Source organism: Streptosporangium sp. NPDC049248 (assembly GCF_040678965.1).
Lineage (GTDB): Bacteria > Actinomycetota > Actinomycetes > Streptosporangiales > Streptosporangiaceae > Streptosporangium > Streptosporangium fukuiense.
On record NZ_JBFAQY010000034.1, the window covers coordinates 11,790 to 29,633 of the forward strand.

Below are 17,844 nucleotides of genomic sequence, written 5' to 3' on the forward strand. Positions count from 1 at the left end.
AGCGCTCTCCTGGGGTATGGGAGCGTGTCCACGGGGCGTCCGGGGCGGGGCACCGGGCCCCTCTGGGATGTGGGTTTCGCATGCTCTTCGATGAGGCGGCGGGGTCCGTTCGTCGGAAGCCCCGTAGCGGCTTCTGGCGAAACTTTCATCGCGGGTGCCGTCGGAGGACGCGGCCTGGCACCTCCTCTTCGGGCGGGCCCGGCGGCATCGCCCAGAAGACCTCGCAGGCCGAGTCCGGCAAGTGGGTGACCTGCTCGCGACTCTGCCCGGAGTGCGGCCACCCGGTCCGGTCGAAAGGGGTGACGGTGTGTCGGGACCGCCGTCGCGAAGCCCGGCAGGAGGCGGCCAAGCGGGACTGCCCGCGCTGTGGCCGCCCCGGGCCGCAGCGGCCGCTCGATCGCCAGGAACTCCCCAACGGTCCGTCCCCGGCCGCCGATCCGGCGGGCCTCGTCCGCGGTCGACTCTCGCGAACAAGACCGGACCTTGGCGTCGGGCTTGGAAGTATGTACGGTTCGCCGGTGAGGCGCGGCGAATGCTCCGATGCCGGGACGTGGTGATGACGAAGATCCCGGGCGCGCGTGAAGAGTTGGATCGGGCGGCTCGGTGGCTGCGCGGCCAGGTCCGGTCGGTCGTCGTGGAGCTGACCGGAGACCAGGACCTGGAGGTGGCGCTACCGGAGGCGCCGGCTATCACCTATTGGGAGGAACCGCTGCGGTTCTCCTATTCCGTGCACGTCCAGCACGCCATGAACGGTGAGCCGGGTGTCGATCCGGTGCAGGGCGCCAGGTTTCTGCTCGTGTCCGCCGGTTGGGACGTCACCGTGCTGAGGGACGTTCCCGAAGTGCCGACCAACATCGAGGCCAGGACCGGTGAGTTCCGCATGTCGCTGCTCATCTCCCAAGCGCGTGACTCCCTCACCGTCACCGGCCGCACCCCGGTGATGGCACTGTACGAACCTCGCGGGCTTCACCTCGTGAGCCCGGAATGCGCACGGTGCCGGCGGAAGCTGACGGCTCTGCAGGTTCTGCGTCGCCGCAGCCTCTGGGGCGGCCAGGAGCCACAGCCCAGGCGCGAACTGTGGTGGGAGTGCTCCGGGTGCGGCTGGCTGGGCTACCAGCACCATGAGGGCGAGCGGTTGCACGCGATGCGGCGCCTGAAGGGCCGCGAGGGGAACTGTTTCTTCTGCGGCGAAGATCAGAGCAATGTCGCCGGTGAGATCTGGGAGCAAGACGGCGAGCTGCGGGACTGGGTGGTGTGCCTGGACTGCGGAACCGGCAACGCCCGCCGTGTCGGGCGCGCCCCCGACGATGGCAGATCACCGGGCTGACGAAGCGGAGCGGTCCGGTTCGGGCGCTGTTCTTACGACGGGCTTGGACGCAACGTCTTCAGACGTCTCCTGCGGAGCCGCGCAGACTTGGAGCTGCTCACTACTGGAAGGTCTGGCTGCGCTCGATGAGGTCGAGCAACGCCTCGTTGATCTGTCGTAGGACGATGATGGTCTTCTCGGCGGCCGCGGCGATGGCCTGCTCGCCGGGGGCGACGGGGGGTTCGAGCAACTGGGCCACGGTGTCTGCGAGGACCTCGGCAGGGTCGTCGACGCCTAGGGATGCGGTGGCCGGGTCGGACATGGCGGCGCCGAACCCGGTGAGTACGGCGTGCACGGCGTAGGTCAGGTCGGGCAGGGGACGATCGTGGCGGATCAGGCCGTGGCGGTGACAGATCGGCAGGCCCGTCTCGCACAGGGCGCTGGGCGTGGTGCGGGCGAACAGTTCGCGGTCGCCGACCTGCTGGGTGAGCAGTCGCAGCAGGCCGGCGTCGCCGCTCTGCACGCGGCGAGCCAGGGGCAGCCGCAGTCCGGTGCGGATCAGCAGCGGGGCCAGATGGCGCGGCAGCACGATGGCGGGATCGGCGGTGATGCGGGCGACGATCTCATTCAGGAAGGTCAGCAGTTCACGGGCGAGCAGCCCGAGGATGAGGTCTTCCTTGGCGGGCCAGTACAGGTAGGTCGAAGCGGCCACGGCCGGTGCCGGCGGCGATGGCTTCGGGGCCGGGGTGACGTAGCTCGAGACGGTCACCTGGACGGTGGGGACGACCGGCCCGTCGCGCGCGCCGGACCTCGCCGCCACGGGCGACGGCCGGGGGAGACGACGATCAGGTGCTCCTCGACGGAGGCGTCGGGGTCGTCCTCGTCCCAGCCGGCGGTGGTATCGCCGTACGCGGCGCGTCACCGCTTCGGGAGGAGCCTGTCCGTCCACAGCCGGGCGACAAAAGGCAAAGGCAAGGAGGTCATCCACTCCTTGCCACTCTCAACGTATAGCGCACCGGGGGGCTTGCGGCAAGACCCGGGTCGTGCCGCAGAATCGTCGGCCGAGGCCAGAACCTGCGGAAATCAGGGATTCGCGGAATACGTGTTCTTTTGTCGACGTGTGGGTTTCGCGGGACGTCGAACCGCCGGTGGGAGTCGCGGTGCGGTTACGGAAACTCGGCGCGAGGACACGGGTGTGCGAGTCACCGGACCGCATGGAGCGGCCGGCCGAAATGCGACCTTGTCGAATGGGGGGTTCATGATTGACGTGATCGTTGCCGGCGGCGGACCGACCGGCATGATGCTGGCCGGCGAGCTGCGGCTGCATGGCGTGCACACGCTCGTGCTGGAGAAGGAGGCGGAGCCGGCCAGGTATGTCCGCGCGCTCGGCCTGCACGTGCGCAGCATCGAGGTGATGGACCAGCGCGGACTGCTGGAGCGGTTCCTCGTGCACGGCAAGAAGTACCCGGTCGGCGGTTTCTTCGCCGGCATCGACAAGCCCTCGCCCGACCGGCTGGACACCACGCATCCCTACGTTCTCGGCATTCCGCAGACCACCACCGATCGCCTGCTGGCCGAGCACGCCACCGAGGTCGGCGCGGAGATCCGGCGCGGGTGCGAGCTGGTCGGGCTCGACCAGGACGAACACGGGGTGACCGTCGAGCTGGCCGATGGCACGCGGCTGCGCTCGCGCTACCTCGTCGGCTGCGACGGCGGCCGCAGCACGGTGCGCAAGCTGCTCGGCGTCGGCTTCCCCGGCGAGCCCAGCAGGGTCGAGACGCTGCTGGGCGAGATGAAGGTGACCGAGGATCCGGCGACGGTCGCCGCCATCGTCGCACAGGTCCGCAGGACCCAACTGAGGTTCGGCGCCGGGCCCCTCGGGGACGGGGTGTACCGCGTCGTCGTGCCCGCCGAGGGGGTGGCCGAGGACCGCACGGTTCCGCCGACCTTGGAGGAGTTCAAACAGCGGCTGCGGGCCTTCGCCGGCACCGACTTCGGCGTGCACTCACCGCGCTGGCTCTCCCGTTTCGGCGACGCCACCCGGTTGGCCGAGCGCTACCGGGTCGGCCGGGTGCTGCTGGCCGGCGACGCGGCGCACATCCACCCGCCGACCGGCGGGCAGGGGCTCAACCTCGGTATCCAGGACGCGTTCAACCTCGGCTGGAAACTGGCCGCCGAGGTCGGAGGCTGGGCGCCGGAGGGGCTGCTGGACAGTTATCACACCGAACGGCACCCGGTGGCCGCCGACGTACTGAACAACACCCGCGCGCAGATGGAGCTGCTCTCTTTTGAGCCGGGCCCCCGGTCAGTGCGCCGGCTGCTGTCGGAACTGATGGACTTCGAGGAGGTGAACCGGTACCTGATCGAGAAGATCATCGCGATCGGGGTCCGCTACGACTTCGGCGAGGGGCATGAACTGCTCGGCCGGCGGATGCGGGACATGGAGCTGAAACGGGGACGCCTCTACGAGCGGATGCACGGCGGCCGCGGGCTGCTGCTCGACCAGACCGGCCGGCTCTCGGTGGCGGGTTGGGCGGATCGGGTCGACCACGTCGTCGACGTCAGCGAGGAACTGAACGTGCCCGCGGTGCTGCTGCGGCCGGACGGCCACGTGGCGTGGGTCGGTGAAGACCAGCAAGGGCTGCTCGGCCGGCTGCCCAAGTGGTTCGGCGCTGCCGTCAGCTGAGCGCGCGGTTGTGGCTCGAAAGGGCGGGGGCCTGTCTCCGGCCGCGTTCGGCGCGGTCGGTGCCGTACCCCGCCGGCTCGAAACCCTCGCGAAGTACGACGACCCTAGCGAGATCAGTCTTGTCGGGATTCCCGATCCGCAGGTAAGGACGTTCCGAACCCACCAGGCCATGCTGGAGATCGGAGTTGACCGGTCGATGCCGGTCAACTCCGGTTGCTTGACGTCGCGTACCTCACCCACGCACCGTGGTGGTCCTCAGCTGCGGATCGGCGGCGATCTCGGCTCCGGTGAAGCGCCCGGTGACCCACTGGCCGCGCGAGAACAGGACCGTCTGGTCGGTGTGGTGGGCCGAGGTGGGATCGGCGGAGAGGGAGTAGGTGAGGATGGTGCGGGAACGGGGCCGTCAGGGCCGAGCTCGACGGCCATCATGAAGCTGGAGCCGGTGTCCACCTCCGGGTAGTGCCCGTCGGTGCCGAGCGGGCCGCTCATACGCACCCTGTCGAAACAGCCCTCGCCCTCGGTACAGCCGGGAAGCGGGATCGAGGAGTAGCGCTGCGCCTGGCCCGGGGTGAGCGTCAGGGGGATGCGGTTGGCCTGGAAGAAGTGCACGGCATCGGCCAGGGCTTGCCGCGCCGCCGGACTGTCGTGCTTGAGCCCCCGAGGGGTGGTCAGTGGATGCGCGGGGTCGAACGGCACCCGCCAGGGGCTGAATTCGGGGTCTCCCGGCTTGCTTGGCGTAGATCGGCAGCACATCCACGCCCGGGGAGCCGCGCAGGCGGGCGAGCAGGTCCGCCTGTGTCTGCTGGGGTAGGCCCGTGACGCCGGGCCGGGCGAACTGGGCGCGCAGCACGTGGTTCAGCGCGCCGCCGGCCACGGCCTGCTGACCGGAGAGCACGGCGGGCACGAGGCCCGCTATCGCCGTGCCGATGAACACCGCCAGCACGAGCCCGCTTACCGCGCGGAAGGCGGCTCTGGGGTCCGCGGCCATCCGCTGCGCGGCCGGCAGTGTCGCCGCGCTCCGGGTCAGCCGGGCTGCCAGGCGCGCGGCCCGCATCGTCAGCCAGGGCCCGACCATGATCAGGGCGAGCTCCGCGCCGGACAGCAGGGCGTCGGGCTCCTTGCCGTTTCGGTACACCGGGCCCGCGAACAACCCCAGCCCGGCCAGCAGCGGGATCACCCGCCAACCCCGCGGCGGGGGCGACGCGGCCTTCCTGGCCGCGCCGAGCGGTGAGATCCGCACTCGGCGCAGCGATTACAGCGCGACGCACGCCGCGACGACCGGCACGCAGACGAGCACGGCCGCGTACCGCCAGGAGTGCGGGACGATCAGCTCGGGGAAGAAGCGGGAATCGGTGATCCGCACCCCGGCGAGCGCGGGCCGTACCGCCTGGAAGAGCGCGAGGCCGGCCAGCGCGCTGCTCGGCGCGCTGGCCAGCTCGTCGGGCCCGGACAGCGCGGCCTGGCCGATCAACCCGGCGCGAGTGCCGGGGAAGCGGTCGGAGAGTTGCTCGCGCGGCGCCGAGTCCAACAGCCTGGCCAGTGCGGGCGAGGCGTAGTACCGGCCCCGGGCATCGCTGAACTGCGCCACGCCACGGACGAGGAGATCCAACGTGCCAGAGCCGATGTGCTGGAACAGGTCGCCAGTCACGGCGACGACCTTCAATACGGCGGACGACACCAGGGGTCCTCACGAACCGCGCTGGCGAAGGCCCTCGCGATCCTCGATGTCGGCGTACGCCTCTGCACACAGAGGCGTACGCCGACAGGCGGCAGCCGTCGCGCGCACCTCGTGCGATGGGTGTTGGCCGGGGGCAGCCAATGGCGAAGTACTCGCCGCAGCTGACTGCGCCGTTCAGCGATTCAGGGACGAGCCGCCGGGCCGGGCTCTTCTTGGCCGGTGGAAGCACGGCGCGGGTCGCCGGCCTGCAGGAGCTTGCCGAGGTCGAAGGTGACCCGGACGCGGGTGATGCGGCCACCTTCGATCTGCAGCCAGCTGGCTACGGGGAAAGGTTCCCCGGCGCCGCGGGGGTGCAGATCGAACCAGGTCATGACGTCGTCGCCGTCGACCCACCGCTTGTGGAAGACGAGCTCGCTGGTGATGGCGAAGATGCGGGCCAGCGAGGCCTGGTACTGCGCGGCGCCGTCTATCTGCCCCAGGGGCCCGTTGACGCGAACGTCGGGGGCGAGCACATCGGCCAGCTGGGAGGGCTGGTTGGCTTGCCAGGCGCCGAAGTAGGCGTCGGCGACGGCTGTGACCGCGTTGCCGGTGCCGTGGGTGCTGTGGGTGTCGTTCATGGTGTGCTGGTCCTTGCCCTGAGGTGCCGGATGGGTGCTCAGCGGGCCCGTGGGGTGGAGTGGTCTCGGGGCCGGTGAAGTCGCCGGCCAACGCCGCGGCGACCTGGCGCGGGTCGCGCAGGTGCAGCGTCTGGTTGTGCACCGTCCTGCCTGCCGGTGAGGCCAGGGCGCCGACGTAGTCGCCGACCTGTTCTCCGGTGAGAGGTGAGCCCGGGCGGGTGCCGTGAGGGCCGATGAAGGCCATCATGACCACGTCGTTGACCCGGGGTGTGCCGGCGGTCTCCACCGCGAAGGCCTGCATGAGCTTGTTTTGCGCGACCGAGACCACCGCCATCGGCCCGATCCCGGGCTGAGGCGGTCCGATGAACCCCACGGGGCCGTTGATGCTGGTGTAGGAGCCGCCGGGGGCAGTGGCAGGAAGGTCTGCGCGGCCAGGTAGTGCGGGAACAGGCTGTTTTCGATGACGGCCTTGAAGTCGTCGAATCCGGCTTGGAGCATCGAGGGTGTCTGGTGCCAGCCGGCGGGTGCCGCCGCGACGGCACCCGCCGCAGACCCGATGTCGCCGATCAAGGCGCCGACGTGACTGGCCTTGTCCGGGCCGAGCCGGGCGAGGAGACGGTCGATCTTGTCCTGGGAGCGGGAGAGAACCGGCACCCGGGCGTCGGCGCGGACGAAGGCGTCGACCAGGAAGGCGCCGACGTTGCCGGTGCCTCCTATGACGACAGCGTCCTGGCCGGCCAGTTCCGCTCCGGTGAGGGTCATGTGCGGGCCTTTCTCACAGAGCCGTGCCGGTCAGACCTCGACCAGCTGGGCGGTAGGAAGTGGTGCGCGGGCTTGGCTCCACGCGATGAGCGGTTGAGCTGGGCGAGCATGGTGGTGACCGCAGGGGTCAGCGGTGGTCGGGGCCAGTGCGCATGCTGGTGACCCAGGCGGCGCCGACGACCAGGTGCATGGCGGCCAGTGCAAGGCTGGTGAGGGTGTCGCTGGAGACCGTGAACGGCGTCGCGGCTGAGACCAGCGCCAGAGCGAGCCCGCCCCAGGAGGCCCACGTGCGCACGGCGGGGCGTCGACGGGCCAGCGCGAGGACGATCCTCGAAGTTCGGGTGTTTGGGCTCGGCGTGGGTCAGGCCGGGCGGCGGGTCAGTCGGATGATGGGCAGTTCCCGGTCGGTCTTGTCCTGATAGCCGGCGAATCTGGCCGATGCCTTCGCGATCTGAGCCCACGCGGTGTCGCGGCCGGGGCCGTGCAACTGGGTGGCGGTGACCGAGACGGTGGCGCCGTCGACGTCGATCTCGACCTGGTCGGGGTAAGCGGCGATGTTGTGGTACCAGGCGGGATTGCCGGCGGCGCCGGCGGCCGAGGCCACGATCAGCCAGGAGCCGTCAGGGCCGGGAAACCAGGCGACAGGGGTGCTGCGCCTGATCCCGGTCTTGGCGCCGATGGTGGTCAGGACCAGGGCGCTCATGCCCATGACCTGGCCGCCCTTGGTGCGGATCCGCTTCATCGCCCAGGTGTTCACCCAGGTGAAGAACCGGTTGGCCTTGGGCTGGCGGGCGCCGCGGGTGCCGCGGCGGGTGGTGAAGCTCATCGTTGCTCCCGTTCGTGATCGGAGGTGGAAAGCCGCCCCGTGGCGGGGCGGCCGGGCGACGAAAGCGCGGGTCAGTTCTGGGCTGCGGCGGCGCGGGCGCGGAACATGCCGGGGACGAGCTCGCCGTCGGCGCGGGCCTTGTCCAGGGCGGAGGCCCACCAGGCGAGGTCGTCGAACATGACCTGCAGGCTGATGCCGGTCATCGGGTTCTTCGGCGCGCCGTGTGCGTCGAAGGCGTCGCCGACGAACGGCAGCACGGTGGCGTTGCGCAGCGGGACGGCTTCGGCCTCGACCATCATCTGGGCCAGGTGCTCGATGGCGCGGATGCCGCCGCCGATGCCGTTGCTGTAGCCGACGACCGCGACGGGCTTGTTGCGGAACCCGAACGACAGCCAGATCGAGTCGATCGCGTTCTTCAGCGCGCCCGGCACGCTGTGGTTGTATTCCGGCGTGATGAACAGGAACGCGTCGTGCTCCTTGACCTTCTTGTTCCACGCCCGCACGAGCGGCTCGGAATAGGTCGGGTCGTTGATGTCGCCGACGGTCCCGAAGTGCTCGGTGAAGATCGGCAGCGGCCAGTCGCGCAGGTCGGCGACCTCGACCTCGAATCCCTCGTGCGCGGCGGCGTGCTCGAGGACCCAGGGCACCACCTGGTCGGCGGCCCGTCCCGGACGGGTGCTGCCCACGATCACCAGCAGTTTCGACATGATTGTTCTCTCCTTTGACAGGCGTGTGCGGGGATATGCCGCGCACAGCGGCGGTGCGGGTGCGGACCCCGTGCGGGCGGGCCGCTCCCAGGCGGGGCCGGTCAGTCCTGTGGCGGGCCGTCCGCCGGACCGGTGGTGTGGACGGTGCGGCGGACACTCACCTCGCGGTCGTGGCTGAACGGCAGGCCGTCCAGGTTGTAGGACCACGACACCCGCGGCATGATCCGCATGACCGGGGCGGGTCCGCGGGGCCCCTGCCGCTGCACGATCTGGGCGTCGCCGTAGACGCGCAGGTAGCGGGGCGTCCATGGCTGGACGGACGGCAGGTCGTCGATCACGATCGCGATTTTGGCGTTGCCGGCCGCCACGTTGCGGAACTTGCGGGTGCGGGCCGGGTTGAACCCGCCCACCAGCAGATGGGTCCCGTCGAACTCGAATCCCACCGGCGCCACGTCCGGCTGGCCGTCCGCGCCGACGGTGGCGATCCGCGCCAGCCGCTGGGACCTCAGATACGCGATCTCTTGCTCGCTGAACGACATGTGATCCTCCTTTGCCCGCCCTCACCGGCCATTTGGTTAATGCAGCGTACTGTACATGGCATTAACTATATGTATGGTGTACATTATTCCTGTGGACACGACAGCGCAAACAGTCACCGAAACGGCCATCCCCTCAGGTCACCCCTGTACCGCTGCCGGCCCCGCCAGCGAGCCGATGGACGTCGCCACCGCGCTGATCCAGCTCACCGGCCTGGTCCAGGGGATCTACGCACGGGTCTCCGAACGCCACGACCTGACCCCTGTCCAGGCCAAGCTCCTGTGCGTCCTGCTGGAAGGGCCCCGCGGCATGGCCGACCTCGCCCAGATCTTCGGCGTTGAACGCGCCGCCCTCACCGGTCTCATGGACCGCGCCGAGAAACGAGGCCTGGCCCGCCGCGACCCCGTCCCCGGCGACCGCCGCGCCTTGCAGGCCACCCTCACCGACACCGGCCGCGAGGCCGCCGCCGCCTTCCACGCCGAGATCACCGGGCAACTCGCCCAGCTCACCGCCGACCTCGACCTCGCCGACGGCGAACACCTGCGCGCCACGATGACCGGGATCATCCAGCAGCACCGCGCGGCATTCGGCGCGGGCCCGGCCGACTGCCGCTGAACTCCTCTGGTGCGCCTTCCCGATCGGTGGGCGCGGGTGGTCAGGACGACCACGTGACGGGCGGCCCACGCCGCAAGCCGGTGAAACCGGCACGGCATCCGGCGAGAAACGGCGGTAGGGCGCTTCACTCGCCGAAGCCGCTGGTGGGCCGCGGTCGAGCCGGGCTTCGCCCGCGACCCGGGGGACCCGGTGGAGACGATCCCGCGGCGCACCGTCCATCGATCGCGGAACCCGCAAAGATCATCCGTGCCACGGCCTGGCAGACCTGCGGGCCGCCGACAGAAAGGACCGCATGACACAACCGCCGGCACCGGCCATACACAACCCGGTACTGCCGGGATCGCACCCCGACCCGTCGGCCGTGGTCGTCGACGGCTGGGTCTACGTGGCGACCTCGACCTTCGAGTGGAGTCCGGGCGTCCGCATCCACCGCTCCCGCGACCTCGTGCGCTGGGACCCGCTCGGCGGCGCGCTCGGCGCGGACCGGCTGCTGCGACTGGAGGGCACACCGGACTCCGGCGGCGTCTGGGCTCCCAGCCTGACCTGGGCGGACGGCCTGTTCCACCTCGTCTACAGCAACGTGTCCACCTACGCGGGCGGCTTCACCGACTGCCCCAACCTGCTGACCACCGCGGCCGACCCCATCGGTCCCTGGTCGGACCCCGCCCCCCTGCATTCGCGCGGGTTCGACCCGTCGCTCTTCCATGACGGGCCTGACAGCTGGCTGCTCAACCTCGTCCACGACTGGCGCCCCGGCCATGGCGGCAGCGCCGGCCTGGAAGTCGTCCGCTACGACCGCACCGCCCGCCGCCTGACCGGCGACCCGGTCCGCATCCAGCTCCCGCCCAGGGCGGGCTGGATCGAGGGACCGAACCTGTTGCGCCGCGGCCCTTGGTACTATCTGACCACCGCCGACGGTGGCACCGGATGGGAACACCGGGTCACCGTCGCCCGCTCCCGCCGCCTGACCGGCCCGTACGTCACCGACCCCGCCGGGCCGCTGCTCACCTCGCTCCACGACCCCGACCTTCCACTCCAGAAAGCCGGGCACGGCAGCCTGTTCACCATGCCGGACGGCCGCACCTGGATCGCCTACCTCGCCGCCCGCCCCACGGGTCGGCGCGGCCCGTGCATCCTCGGCCGCGAGACCGCCATCGCCCCGGTGGAATGGACCGACGACGGCTGGCCCCGCGTTCCCGGCGGGCGTCCGGCCATCACCGTTCCCGTCGGACACGACCAGGTCCGCCCCACAACGAAGGACACCACCCTCACCCCCGCCTGGCCGCCCGCCGAGGACGACGACTTCGACGCCCCGAACCTCGGCCCGCAGTGGTCCACTTTGCGGCGCCACGCCGCCCCCGACTGGCTCTCGCTGACCGAACGCCCCTCCCACCTGCGCATCCGGGGCGGCCGCTCACCCCAGAGCCTCATCGGCCCCAGCCTCGTCGCCCGCCGCGTCCCCGCCCCGCGGTCCACCTTCGAAGCCGACATCGAGTTCCGCCCCCTCGGCTTCCAGCACCTGGCCGGCGTGACCCTCTACTACAACACCCGCAACTGGCACTTCCTCCACATCACCGCAGACGACACCGGGCAGGCCGTGCTCCACCGCGCCACCTGCGACCGCGGCGTCACCACCGTCGATGAGGACGGCGGCCTGCCCCTGCCTGATAGCGACACCGCCCCGATCAGCCTCGCCCTGGATCTCCAAGGCCCGCTGCTGCGCACCCGCGTCCGGCTGGAGGGCACCTGGCAGGAGTTCGGACAGCCCTTGGACGCCACCGTGGTCTCCGACGAGCACGCCGAAGACATCGACGCAGGCGGCCTGCGCACCCTGGGCTTTACCGGAGCCTTCTTCGGCCTATGGGTCTGGGACCTGACCGGCAGCGCCCTGCCCGCGGATTTCCACCGCGCCCGAACCCTCGTCACGGTATGACAGCGGCACCCACTCCGCCGAGGGTGAACACCTGCACGCCACGACGGCCGAGATCAGCCAGCCGCACCATGCGGCCCCCTTGCCAGCACGGTGGTAGCCCTCAACCTCGGTAGCGGGAGCGGCTGTGAGCGATCTCAACACCGGTCTTGCGCCGCGCCGAGATCGCCGCCTGGTGCGTCGAGGACCTCTAGCCGACCACCGTTTCGGTCCTCGCCATCACCCTCGCCGACGGAGCCAGCGAGGCTCACCGGTGAGCCGTGCTGCGGTTCGGCCTCGCGCAGATTGCGCAGTTGCAGGGCGGTCGCCATTTCCAGTCGCGTCACCTCCAGGAGCGCTCGCTGGAGTGCCCAGCCGAGTCGTTGAGTTTTCAGAGTTTCGCGAGGGGTCTACGCGCGGGCGCGCGAGGCCTGTGGACTCCGGCGGGGAGGCCACCTGACGGCTGGGGACACGTTTGGGAGCGGAGAACCGACTCGAGCTTGAGAACTACTCATTTCTGAGAACAAGATCAACGCGAATTGGGCCTCACGATATGATCCTTACCACGCGCTACGCGGCGCCAAAATCCGGTCCGATCCTCCCCGGAGGCCGGCCTGAGCCTCGACGGTGGAGTCGTCGTGCACCGACGGCGGGGTGTGCATGCCGATCCCGGAATGGACGCACCGGGCGATGACGCAGGTGCGACGGGTGGAGCCGGACCCGCTGGACTCTGCCGGGTGCTCAGTCGGCCTGGTCGGCCGCCCGCAATGGGCATCCGGTGCCGACGCGCGCGGTGAGCTCGGCCCGCAGGGCGGCGAGTTCGGCCATGCGCGCGTCAACGACCTGGATCTTCTCCTCGAACAACGCGGACAACGCTTTCGCGGCGTCCGGCGCGTCGTGCAGTTCCTCGCCATGCCGTGCGATCTCCGCCAGTGAGAATCCGAGCGTCTGCGCCGTGCGGACGTAGTGCAGCCAGGCCACCGCCTCGGGAGGAAAGTCGCGGTAACCATTGGCCAGCCGTCGACCTGTGACAAGGCCGACCTTCTCGTAGAACCGGATGGTGTCCCTGGTCATACCCGCCTGCGCGGCCAGTTCTCCGATGCGCATGATCCTCCGTCGGATTCCGGGGCTTGACCTTGGAGCGTACTCCACCCTTTACCGTGAGGCGTCGTTGCCGTGAGAACAGCAGGAGGCTCATCGTGATCCCTGGTTTCGCCCCTTCCCGCCCCGCCTATCTTCGCGCCGTACGCGCCAGCGCCTGGTACGACCTCGTGGTCACGGCGGGATTCGCCACGCCGTGGACGTACGCGCTGCTGCACGGTGCGCTGTCGTCGTTGAGTGGCGCGTTCGGCCTGGGCACCCTGCCGGCACTCGACCCGATGCAGACCCTGTACGCGAATCTGATGGGCTCGGTCGTCGTCGTCTGGGCCCTCCTGCGCATCGTCAGGCCAATACCGGTGCACGGACTGTTCGACGGCGCCGCGCGCACGCTGTTCGCGGCATGGCAGGCATACGCACTGGCCCAAGGCGCCACGCGGCTGCTATGGCTGTTCCTCATCGTCGAGGTCGCGTTCGGCGTCGTCCAGCTTGTGCCGTGGTGGCGCAGCCGACGTCCTCAGCCACTCCCCGCCGGCCTGTCCTGATCGCCCACAGAGGTCGGCCCTGCCGTTGACCGCCCGCGCCGCCGGCGGCATCATCGCCGCGATCGCTCAGACGGCCGATCTCGACGCCCTCACCAGCGCGCACGTCCTGCGCCACACCCCAGGAAAGACCCGTCATCGTACGTCGCGTATCCCGAGAATGTATGTCGCGGTAAGCGCAACGGCACGGTCCTCGTCATGTGACAGATCTACGAGGGCCCGTGACGCCGTGGTTCCCGGGATATCCGCGAGCGCCTGTGTCAGCCGTCGGCGTGCAGACGATTCAACGCTGCCGGGGGCGAGACGATCAACGAGCCTGGTAGCGATCTGATCAGCCAACGCGGGACGAATCGCCAGCGCGCTCAGGGCGTCGGCCGCATCGACGTCATTCGTCCCCTCGACGACGATGTCGATGAGCGTCGGGATCGCGTCGACCACTGCACGCGCTCCGAGTGCCAGAGCCGCATACCTGCGGACCACGATGTCGGGGTTCGCGAGGGCGTCCTTCAGCAGTGTGGTCGCCTCACCGTTCGGAATCTCGGCGATGGACTGGACGGCACGTTTGCGTACCTCGGCTACCGGTGAGCCGAGACCCTCCGCCAGCAGCGCCAGGCCCTTACCGCCCGATTGCGCCAAAGCCCAGCGAAGGGCTCCGGCGACGTTCGGGTCCGTTTCGCTCAGCGCTGCCTCGACCAGTGCTTCCACCGGCACCGGAACCTCTTCGACCGAGGACAGGGCCGCGCGCTGGCGCTTACCGGCGCTCTTTGAGCGCAACGCCTGCAGGAGTGCGACGACCTGGAGAACGTCCTCCCAGCCGGCGGGTTCTACGGCGTCGATCCGACGCAGTCGCGTGAGCAACTCCGTCTCAGCCGCAATGCGCTCTCGCGTCTGGCGGATGAGGTCGTCGACGAGCTCCGAAGGTGTGAAGTCGGGATCATCGAGCGCGCGCCTGACGTCACGCAGCGACAACCCCAAGGACCGCAGGCTCTCGATATGGAAGATCCGCCGAACGTCCTCGCTGGAGTACTCCCGATAGCCGGCGCCGCTACGACCCGTTGGCCGCACCAGGCCAAGCGAGTCGTAATGCCTGAGCATGCGGGCGCTGACCCCGGACCGTCGTGCCACATCACCGATCAACACTGCCTGTCACTCCTCCTTGCCGGTGCTACCGAGGGCTACGGCGCGCTTGGCCTCCTCGATCGCGAACTCGAATCCGGCATCCGGGTCGCGCAACAGCCGTTCCGTGGCGATCGCATGCGCGCGTACGCGCGGGTCGGGGTCCGTCATCGCGGCGCGCAGCGTGGGCACGATCACCTCACCGAGCGCGACCAGCGCCCGGCTGAGGCTCAGCCGCGTCTCACGTTCGCCGCGCCCGAGCTGTCTCGACAACGTCGCGGCCAGCTCTGGCTCCTCGCCTTCGGGCACGAGCACGACCGCTGCCCGCCAAGCGCTCCGCGCCACCTCATCGTCGGCGTCGGACAGAAGCGCCTGTGTGATCGCCGGCCAGGCTTGCGGATCCCCGATCTTGGACAGCGTGTGCAGCGCCTGGCTTCGTGCCTGCGCACGCTCCGAGTGGAGTTCCCTGAGAAGCTCTGGAACCGTCATGGATGCTGAGTGGCGGGTGAGTGCCCACGTCAGCATATCGCGCACATAGAATTCGGGTTCGATCGCGCATCGCTCGATGAGCTTGTCGATGAATCGCGGGTCAGGGGCCGTGCCGACCGCCATCGCCGCCCGCAGCCGCACTGACGAGCGGCTGTCCTCCAGCCCCTGGAAAGCTCGAATCGTATCCGTGTCCTGTCTCTGCGCGGTCATCGGGACCACCTCCTTGGCAACAGTGAAGACCTTGTCACCGTGTCAAGGTCAAGCGGGGGCGCGCCGCGAGATCATCAGGCCCCCGGGCACTCGCGCGCCAGGTTGAACAGCAGCGTGGGCGAGTGGTGCTCCATACCGATGAGGTCACCGACCGGGGGAGTGGCGCACGCCATCGGATCCAGGACGGCTTGCCCGGTCGAGGGGATCTTCAGCAGATCGTGTGCTCGGCCGCGGTCCGGATGTCCTTGCGCAACACGTCGGTACAGGATCAGCTGCTGGATATCCGGGAGATCTGGTCATCTCATCGTTATGGCCGCGATCTCGTATAAATCTACATTGTAAAGGCGTTCGCTCGGCTTGAAGATCATTTACAGCGGACTGAAGACACATCACCTGCAAACACAAGGCAGGTTGGGGGACTGACCTCTGGCGATCAGATCATCGGTGCGGTCCGCGGGAGCCTCTGCGGTGTCAGGCCGATCCGCTGAGGGCTGGATGCCGACAACCGATGGTGTCGTGTGCTGTTCGTGCGGGACGGCTCGCGACCTTGTGGGCCACCGGCTGGCGTACGGGTGGGGCAACTGCTGGTCAACGTCGCGCAAGTGCTGCAAAGGTGTTTGTGTGACCACTTTTCAGGTAACCGTGCGGCCTGTGAGTGCCGCGGACCGTCCCACTGTCGAGCGGCTCTGGCTCATGTTCCGTCACGACATGGCGGAATTCCAGGGCGGGCTCCCCAGCCCCGATGCCACCTATCACAGCGACCGGCTCCGCGCGGTGTTCGAGGACGAGGACTGGGCGACCTACCTGTTCGCCGGCGGGGATCGGCCTGTCGGGTTCTCCTTTGTGCGCGCGCTATCCGGCCCGGCGCGAGTGCTGAACAGCTTCTTCGTGGTACGCGGCGCACGCCGGTCCGGGATCGGGATGAGAGTCGTTCGGGAGGTGATCTACCGGCACCCCGGCCCCTGGAGGATCGCCTTCCAGGACTCGAACATGGCGGCCGGCGCATTTTGGCGGCGCGTCGCCACCGAGATCGCCGGTGACGCGTGGACGGAGGAACGCGCGCCCGACTCGGACCGGCCCGACGTTCCCCCGGATGTGTGGATTTCTTTCACCGCCGTCTGACGGGGATCAGGCGGGAGTGCGCCTCGCTCTGAAGCGCGATTTCCCCCGACGGGAGGCCGAAGACACCTGCTAAGCGTTGCGCGAGTGCTGTGTAGGCGGTGGAGCGGTCGATCTTGAGCGTGCGGGCGGCCTCGGTGGCCGAGACGCCGTCGTCGACCAAGCGGCGCAGCGTGGTCACCGCCGCCGAGGTCGAGACGGGTTGCCGATCGGCGTCCTGCTGTGTGTCAACCCAGTTTGACGGTCTGCTTGAGGAAGACGATGCCGTCGATCATGTTGAGCTGGGCCGGGTCCAGCGGGAAGTAGGCGAAATCGTGGGAGATGCGTGGGGCGGGCTTCGTGGTGGCCTCGGCCAGGCGGCGGGCGTCGATGAGGGAGTGGTTCCACGGGAGTGTGGACAGCAGGCCCTCGACGGTGTCCGGGGGTGGGGCGTGCTCGCCCACCGTGCCGAGGGCCGAGGCCAGGAAGGCGTACCGGTCGCCCAGGTGTGCTTCGGTGATCGCGCCCGCGCTCCACCACTCCAACTGCTGGTCGCCGAGTGGCATGAAGCTTTTGTTCCGCTGCAGGTGGAGGTTGTGGGCGAAGACCAGGGCCGGACCGTGCTCGGCGACGGCGTGCAGGTTGGCGGCCATCATCGCGTCCCGCAGACCCGACAGTCTGGCTATCCGGGCCGGGGAGGTGTCGGCCATCCAGTGGTGGTAGCGGAGCAGGCCGACGGCGGTGCGTCCGTACAGTGCCGCTCTTTCTCTGTCCTCCGCGCTCAGCCGCGGCGCCTGCGTGTCGAGCAGAGCCACCAGGTCGTCGGCGAGCAGTCGCAGCCGCTGGGCGTCGGCGGACTGGCCGATCGACTGGGAGGGGTCCATGACCGTGGTCTCGTTCGTCCACCGGTCGTCTGGGCCGAGTAGCGTGTCGAGGGTTTCCATCGTGCACGGGAGCGGGCCGTCGAGGAGGCGGTGCAGGCCGGTGAGCGCCTGGCGCGGGCTTGCGGCCCAATACTCCAGCGGGCCGTCGAAGCCGTGGAATCGGAGCTTTTCGTCATGCGCCTCGTTGTACGCGCGCATCCAGCGCACGAGCTCGCGGTTGGCCGGGAACGCGCCGAAGCTGTGGCTGAAGCCGCGTTCCATGACGTCGTCGAGTGTGCCCGCGCCCGTTGTGATGTAGTCGTCCACCACGAGTCCCATGAGGCAGTCGCTTTCGATGGCGAACGACCGGTAGCCCTCATGCTCGACCAGGTGCTGGAAGATCTCGTTGCGCAACTCGCCCAGCGCCTCCACGAAGTGCCTGGCCTCGCCCAGGCCGAGCAGCAGGGGCTTGGCGGGCAGTGACCGGAGGAACGCCGAGACGCTCGCGCCGTTCAGCGGACGGGCTGTGTCCTTGATATCCATACCTTTAACGGTATCGTTGAACGTTCGGTGTAAACTTTTTAAGGGAAATGCCTGCTCTTGTCGCGATAGCCTTCAATCGGTGATGTATCCATGAGGCCAGTGGACCCGGTGCGCGAGCATGGCCTGTCCACCCAGGCGAGCGGGATCGCCACTCCGAACGGGGCGATGTCGGCGGCTTTCATCCGGGTCGCTGCCGGGGCGGGGCAGAGCTGCTGACCTTCCCGACCTTGCAGGGTCCTGCC

Annotated in this window: 22 protein-coding genes; 8 read left to right on the plus strand and 14 right to left on the minus strand. The window is 69.4% G+C overall.

All coding sequences use genetic code 11. From position 1 onward, the window contains the following. Positions 1 to 556: 556 nt before the first annotated feature. Entirely contained in the window at positions 557 to 1,327 is a 771-nt protein-coding gene (locus AB0K21_RS38525; protein ID WP_343974019.1) for a hypothetical protein, read from the plus strand. A gap of 100 nt (positions 1,328 to 1,427) precedes the next feature. Here the strand turns inward: AB0K21_RS38525 and AB0K21_RS38530 are convergent, their stop codons facing one another. After that, positions 1,428 to 2,075, minus strand: a complete 648-nt coding sequence (locus AB0K21_RS38530; protein ID WP_364157211.1) for a hypothetical protein — start codon at positions 2,073 to 2,075, stop codon at positions 1,428 to 1,430. 489 nt (positions 2,076 to 2,564) lie between these two features. Here AB0K21_RS38530 and rox point away from each other — a divergent pair, with 489 nt between their 5' ends. Beyond that, on the plus strand, positions 2,565 to 3,992 hold the full coding sequence (gene rox, locus AB0K21_RS38535) for a rifampin monooxygenase (protein WP_343974013.1): 1,428 nt from the start codon (positions 2,565 to 2,567) through the stop codon (positions 3,990 to 3,992). Positions 3,993 to 4,224: 232 nt separating this feature from the next. Here rox and AB0K21_RS38540 read toward each other — a convergent pair whose 3' ends face one another. The 3 genes from AB0K21_RS38540 to AB0K21_RS38550 all read right to left on the minus strand — a co-directional run bounded on the left by AB0K21_RS38540 (position 4,225) and on the right by AB0K21_RS38550 (position 6,287). After that, entirely contained in the window at positions 4,225 to 4,377 is a 153-nt protein-coding gene (locus AB0K21_RS38540) for a hypothetical protein (protein WP_343974028.1), read from the minus strand. Between the two features lie 867 nt (positions 4,378 to 5,244). Then, positions 5,245 to 5,640, minus strand: a complete 396-nt coding sequence (locus AB0K21_RS38545; protein ID WP_343974010.1) for a hypothetical protein — start codon at positions 5,638 to 5,640, stop codon at positions 5,245 to 5,247. A 212-nt stretch (positions 5,641 to 5,852) separates the two neighbouring features. Next, positions 5,853 to 6,287: a nuclear transport factor 2 family protein gene (locus AB0K21_RS38550; protein ID WP_343974007.1), complete on the minus strand. Its 435-nt coding sequence runs from the start codon at positions 6,285 to 6,287 to the stop codon at positions 5,853 to 5,855. 579 nt (positions 6,288 to 6,866) lie between these two features. On the opposite strand from AB0K21_RS38550, the gene AB0K21_RS38555 reads away from it, so the two are divergent. After that, the gene (locus tag AB0K21_RS38555) at positions 6,867 to 7,211 is read left to right on the plus strand and encodes a hypothetical protein (protein ID WP_364157215.1); all 345 of its coding nucleotides are present in this window, start codon (positions 6,867 to 6,869) and stop codon (positions 7,209 to 7,211) included. Here AB0K21_RS38555 and AB0K21_RS38560 read toward each other — a convergent pair. From AB0K21_RS38560 to AB0K21_RS38575, 4 genes are all read right to left on the minus strand, one after another. Continuing rightward, on the minus strand, positions 7,177 to 7,344 hold the full coding sequence (locus AB0K21_RS38560; RefSeq protein WP_364157218.1) for a DUF6069 family protein: 168 nt from the start codon (positions 7,342 to 7,344) through the stop codon (positions 7,177 to 7,179). The two genes, AB0K21_RS38555 and AB0K21_RS38560, sit on opposite strands and share 35 nt — an antisense overlap. A 66-nt stretch (positions 7,345 to 7,410) precedes the next feature. Then, a complete protein-coding gene (locus AB0K21_RS38565) occupies positions 7,411 to 7,875 on the minus strand; it encodes a nitroreductase/quinone reductase family protein (RefSeq protein ID WP_343973998.1) in 465 nt (154 codons plus the stop codon). A 71-nt stretch (positions 7,876 to 7,946) separates the two neighbouring features. Further along, entirely contained in the window at positions 7,947 to 8,582 is a 636-nt protein-coding gene (locus AB0K21_RS38570; protein ID WP_343973995.1) for an NAD(P)H-dependent oxidoreductase, read from the minus strand. 101 nt (positions 8,583 to 8,683) lie between these two features. Then, complete coding sequence (locus tag AB0K21_RS38575) at positions 8,684 to 9,121, minus strand: PPOX class F420-dependent oxidoreductase (protein ID WP_364157222.1); 438 nt, start codon at positions 9,119 to 9,121, stop codon at positions 8,684 to 8,686. Between the two features lie 175 nt (positions 9,122 to 9,296). On the opposite strand from AB0K21_RS38575, the gene AB0K21_RS38580 reads away from it, so the two are divergent. Both AB0K21_RS38580 and AB0K21_RS38585 read left to right on the plus strand, forming a co-directional pair. Beyond that, positions 9,297 to 9,734 (plus strand): MarR family transcriptional regulator, encoded by a 438-nt coding sequence (locus AB0K21_RS38580; protein WP_364157225.1) that lies wholly within the window; start codon positions 9,297 to 9,299, stop codon positions 9,732 to 9,734. A gap of 292 nt (positions 9,735 to 10,026) precedes the next feature. Next, positions 10,027 to 11,667, plus strand: coding sequence for a family 43 glycosylhydrolase (locus AB0K21_RS38585; protein WP_343973986.1), 1,641 nt, complete (start codon positions 10,027 to 10,029; stop codon positions 11,665 to 11,667). Between the two features lie 134 nt (positions 11,668 to 11,801). Here the strand turns inward: AB0K21_RS38585 and AB0K21_RS38590 are convergent, their stop codons facing one another. Together AB0K21_RS38590 and AB0K21_RS38595 are read right to left on the minus strand one after the other, a co-directional pair. Beyond that, positions 11,802 to 11,975 carry a hypothetical protein gene (locus tag AB0K21_RS38590; protein ID WP_343973983.1) on the minus strand — a complete coding sequence of 58 codons (174 nt, stop codon included), beginning with the start codon at positions 11,973 to 11,975 and terminating at the stop codon, positions 11,802 to 11,804. A gap of 409 nt (positions 11,976 to 12,384) precedes the next feature. Next, positions 12,385 to 12,750 (minus strand): MerR family transcriptional regulator, encoded by a 366-nt coding sequence (locus AB0K21_RS38595; protein WP_343973980.1) that lies wholly within the window; start codon positions 12,748 to 12,750, stop codon positions 12,385 to 12,387. A gap of 92 nt (positions 12,751 to 12,842) precedes the next feature. Between AB0K21_RS38595 and AB0K21_RS38600 the strand changes: the two genes are divergently transcribed. Then, positions 12,843 to 13,286, plus strand: coding sequence for a hypothetical protein (locus AB0K21_RS38600; RefSeq protein ID WP_343973977.1), 444 nt, complete (start codon positions 12,843 to 12,845; stop codon positions 13,284 to 13,286). A 132-nt stretch (positions 13,287 to 13,418) separates the two neighbouring features. Here AB0K21_RS38600 and AB0K21_RS38605 read toward each other — a convergent pair whose 3' ends face one another. Both AB0K21_RS38605 and AB0K21_RS38610 read right to left on the minus strand, forming a co-directional pair. Beyond that, positions 13,419 to 14,423, minus strand: a complete 1,005-nt coding sequence (locus AB0K21_RS38605) for a MerR family transcriptional regulator (protein WP_343973974.1) — start codon at positions 14,421 to 14,423, stop codon at positions 13,419 to 13,421. A 6-nt stretch (positions 14,424 to 14,429) separates the two neighbouring features. Beyond that, entirely contained in the window at positions 14,430 to 15,098 is a 669-nt protein-coding gene (locus tag AB0K21_RS38610) for a HEAT repeat domain-containing protein (protein ID WP_343973971.1), read from the minus strand. Positions 15,099 to 15,749: 651 nt separating this feature from the next. On the opposite strand from AB0K21_RS38610, the gene AB0K21_RS38615 reads away from it, so the two are divergent. Continuing rightward, positions 15,750 to 16,220 carry a GNAT family N-acetyltransferase gene (locus AB0K21_RS38615; protein WP_364157232.1) on the plus strand — a complete coding sequence of 157 codons (471 nt, stop codon included), beginning with the start codon at positions 15,750 to 15,752 and terminating at the stop codon, positions 16,218 to 16,220. Here AB0K21_RS38615 and AB0K21_RS38620 read toward each other — a convergent pair. Together AB0K21_RS38620 and AB0K21_RS38625 are read right to left on the minus strand one after the other, a co-directional pair. Next, complete coding sequence (locus AB0K21_RS38620; RefSeq protein ID WP_343973965.1) at positions 16,207 to 16,398, minus strand: hypothetical protein; 192 nt, start codon at positions 16,396 to 16,398, stop codon at positions 16,207 to 16,209. The genes AB0K21_RS38615 and AB0K21_RS38620 overlap by 14 nt on opposite strands. A gap of 46 nt (positions 16,399 to 16,444) precedes the next feature. Then, the gene (locus tag AB0K21_RS38625) at positions 16,445 to 17,602 is read right to left on the minus strand and encodes an erythromycin esterase family protein (protein ID WP_364157235.1); all 1,158 of its coding nucleotides are present in this window, start codon (positions 17,600 to 17,602) and stop codon (positions 16,445 to 16,447) included. Positions 17,603 to 17,692: 90 nt separating this feature from the next. Here AB0K21_RS38625 and AB0K21_RS38630 point away from each other — a divergent pair, with 90 nt between their 5' ends. Beyond that, the gene (locus AB0K21_RS38630; protein WP_343973960.1) at positions 17,693 to 17,818 is read left to right on the plus strand and encodes a hypothetical protein; all 126 of its coding nucleotides are present in this window, start codon (positions 17,693 to 17,695) and stop codon (positions 17,816 to 17,818) included. The last annotated feature ends 26 nt before the right edge of the window (positions 17,819 to 17,844 follow it).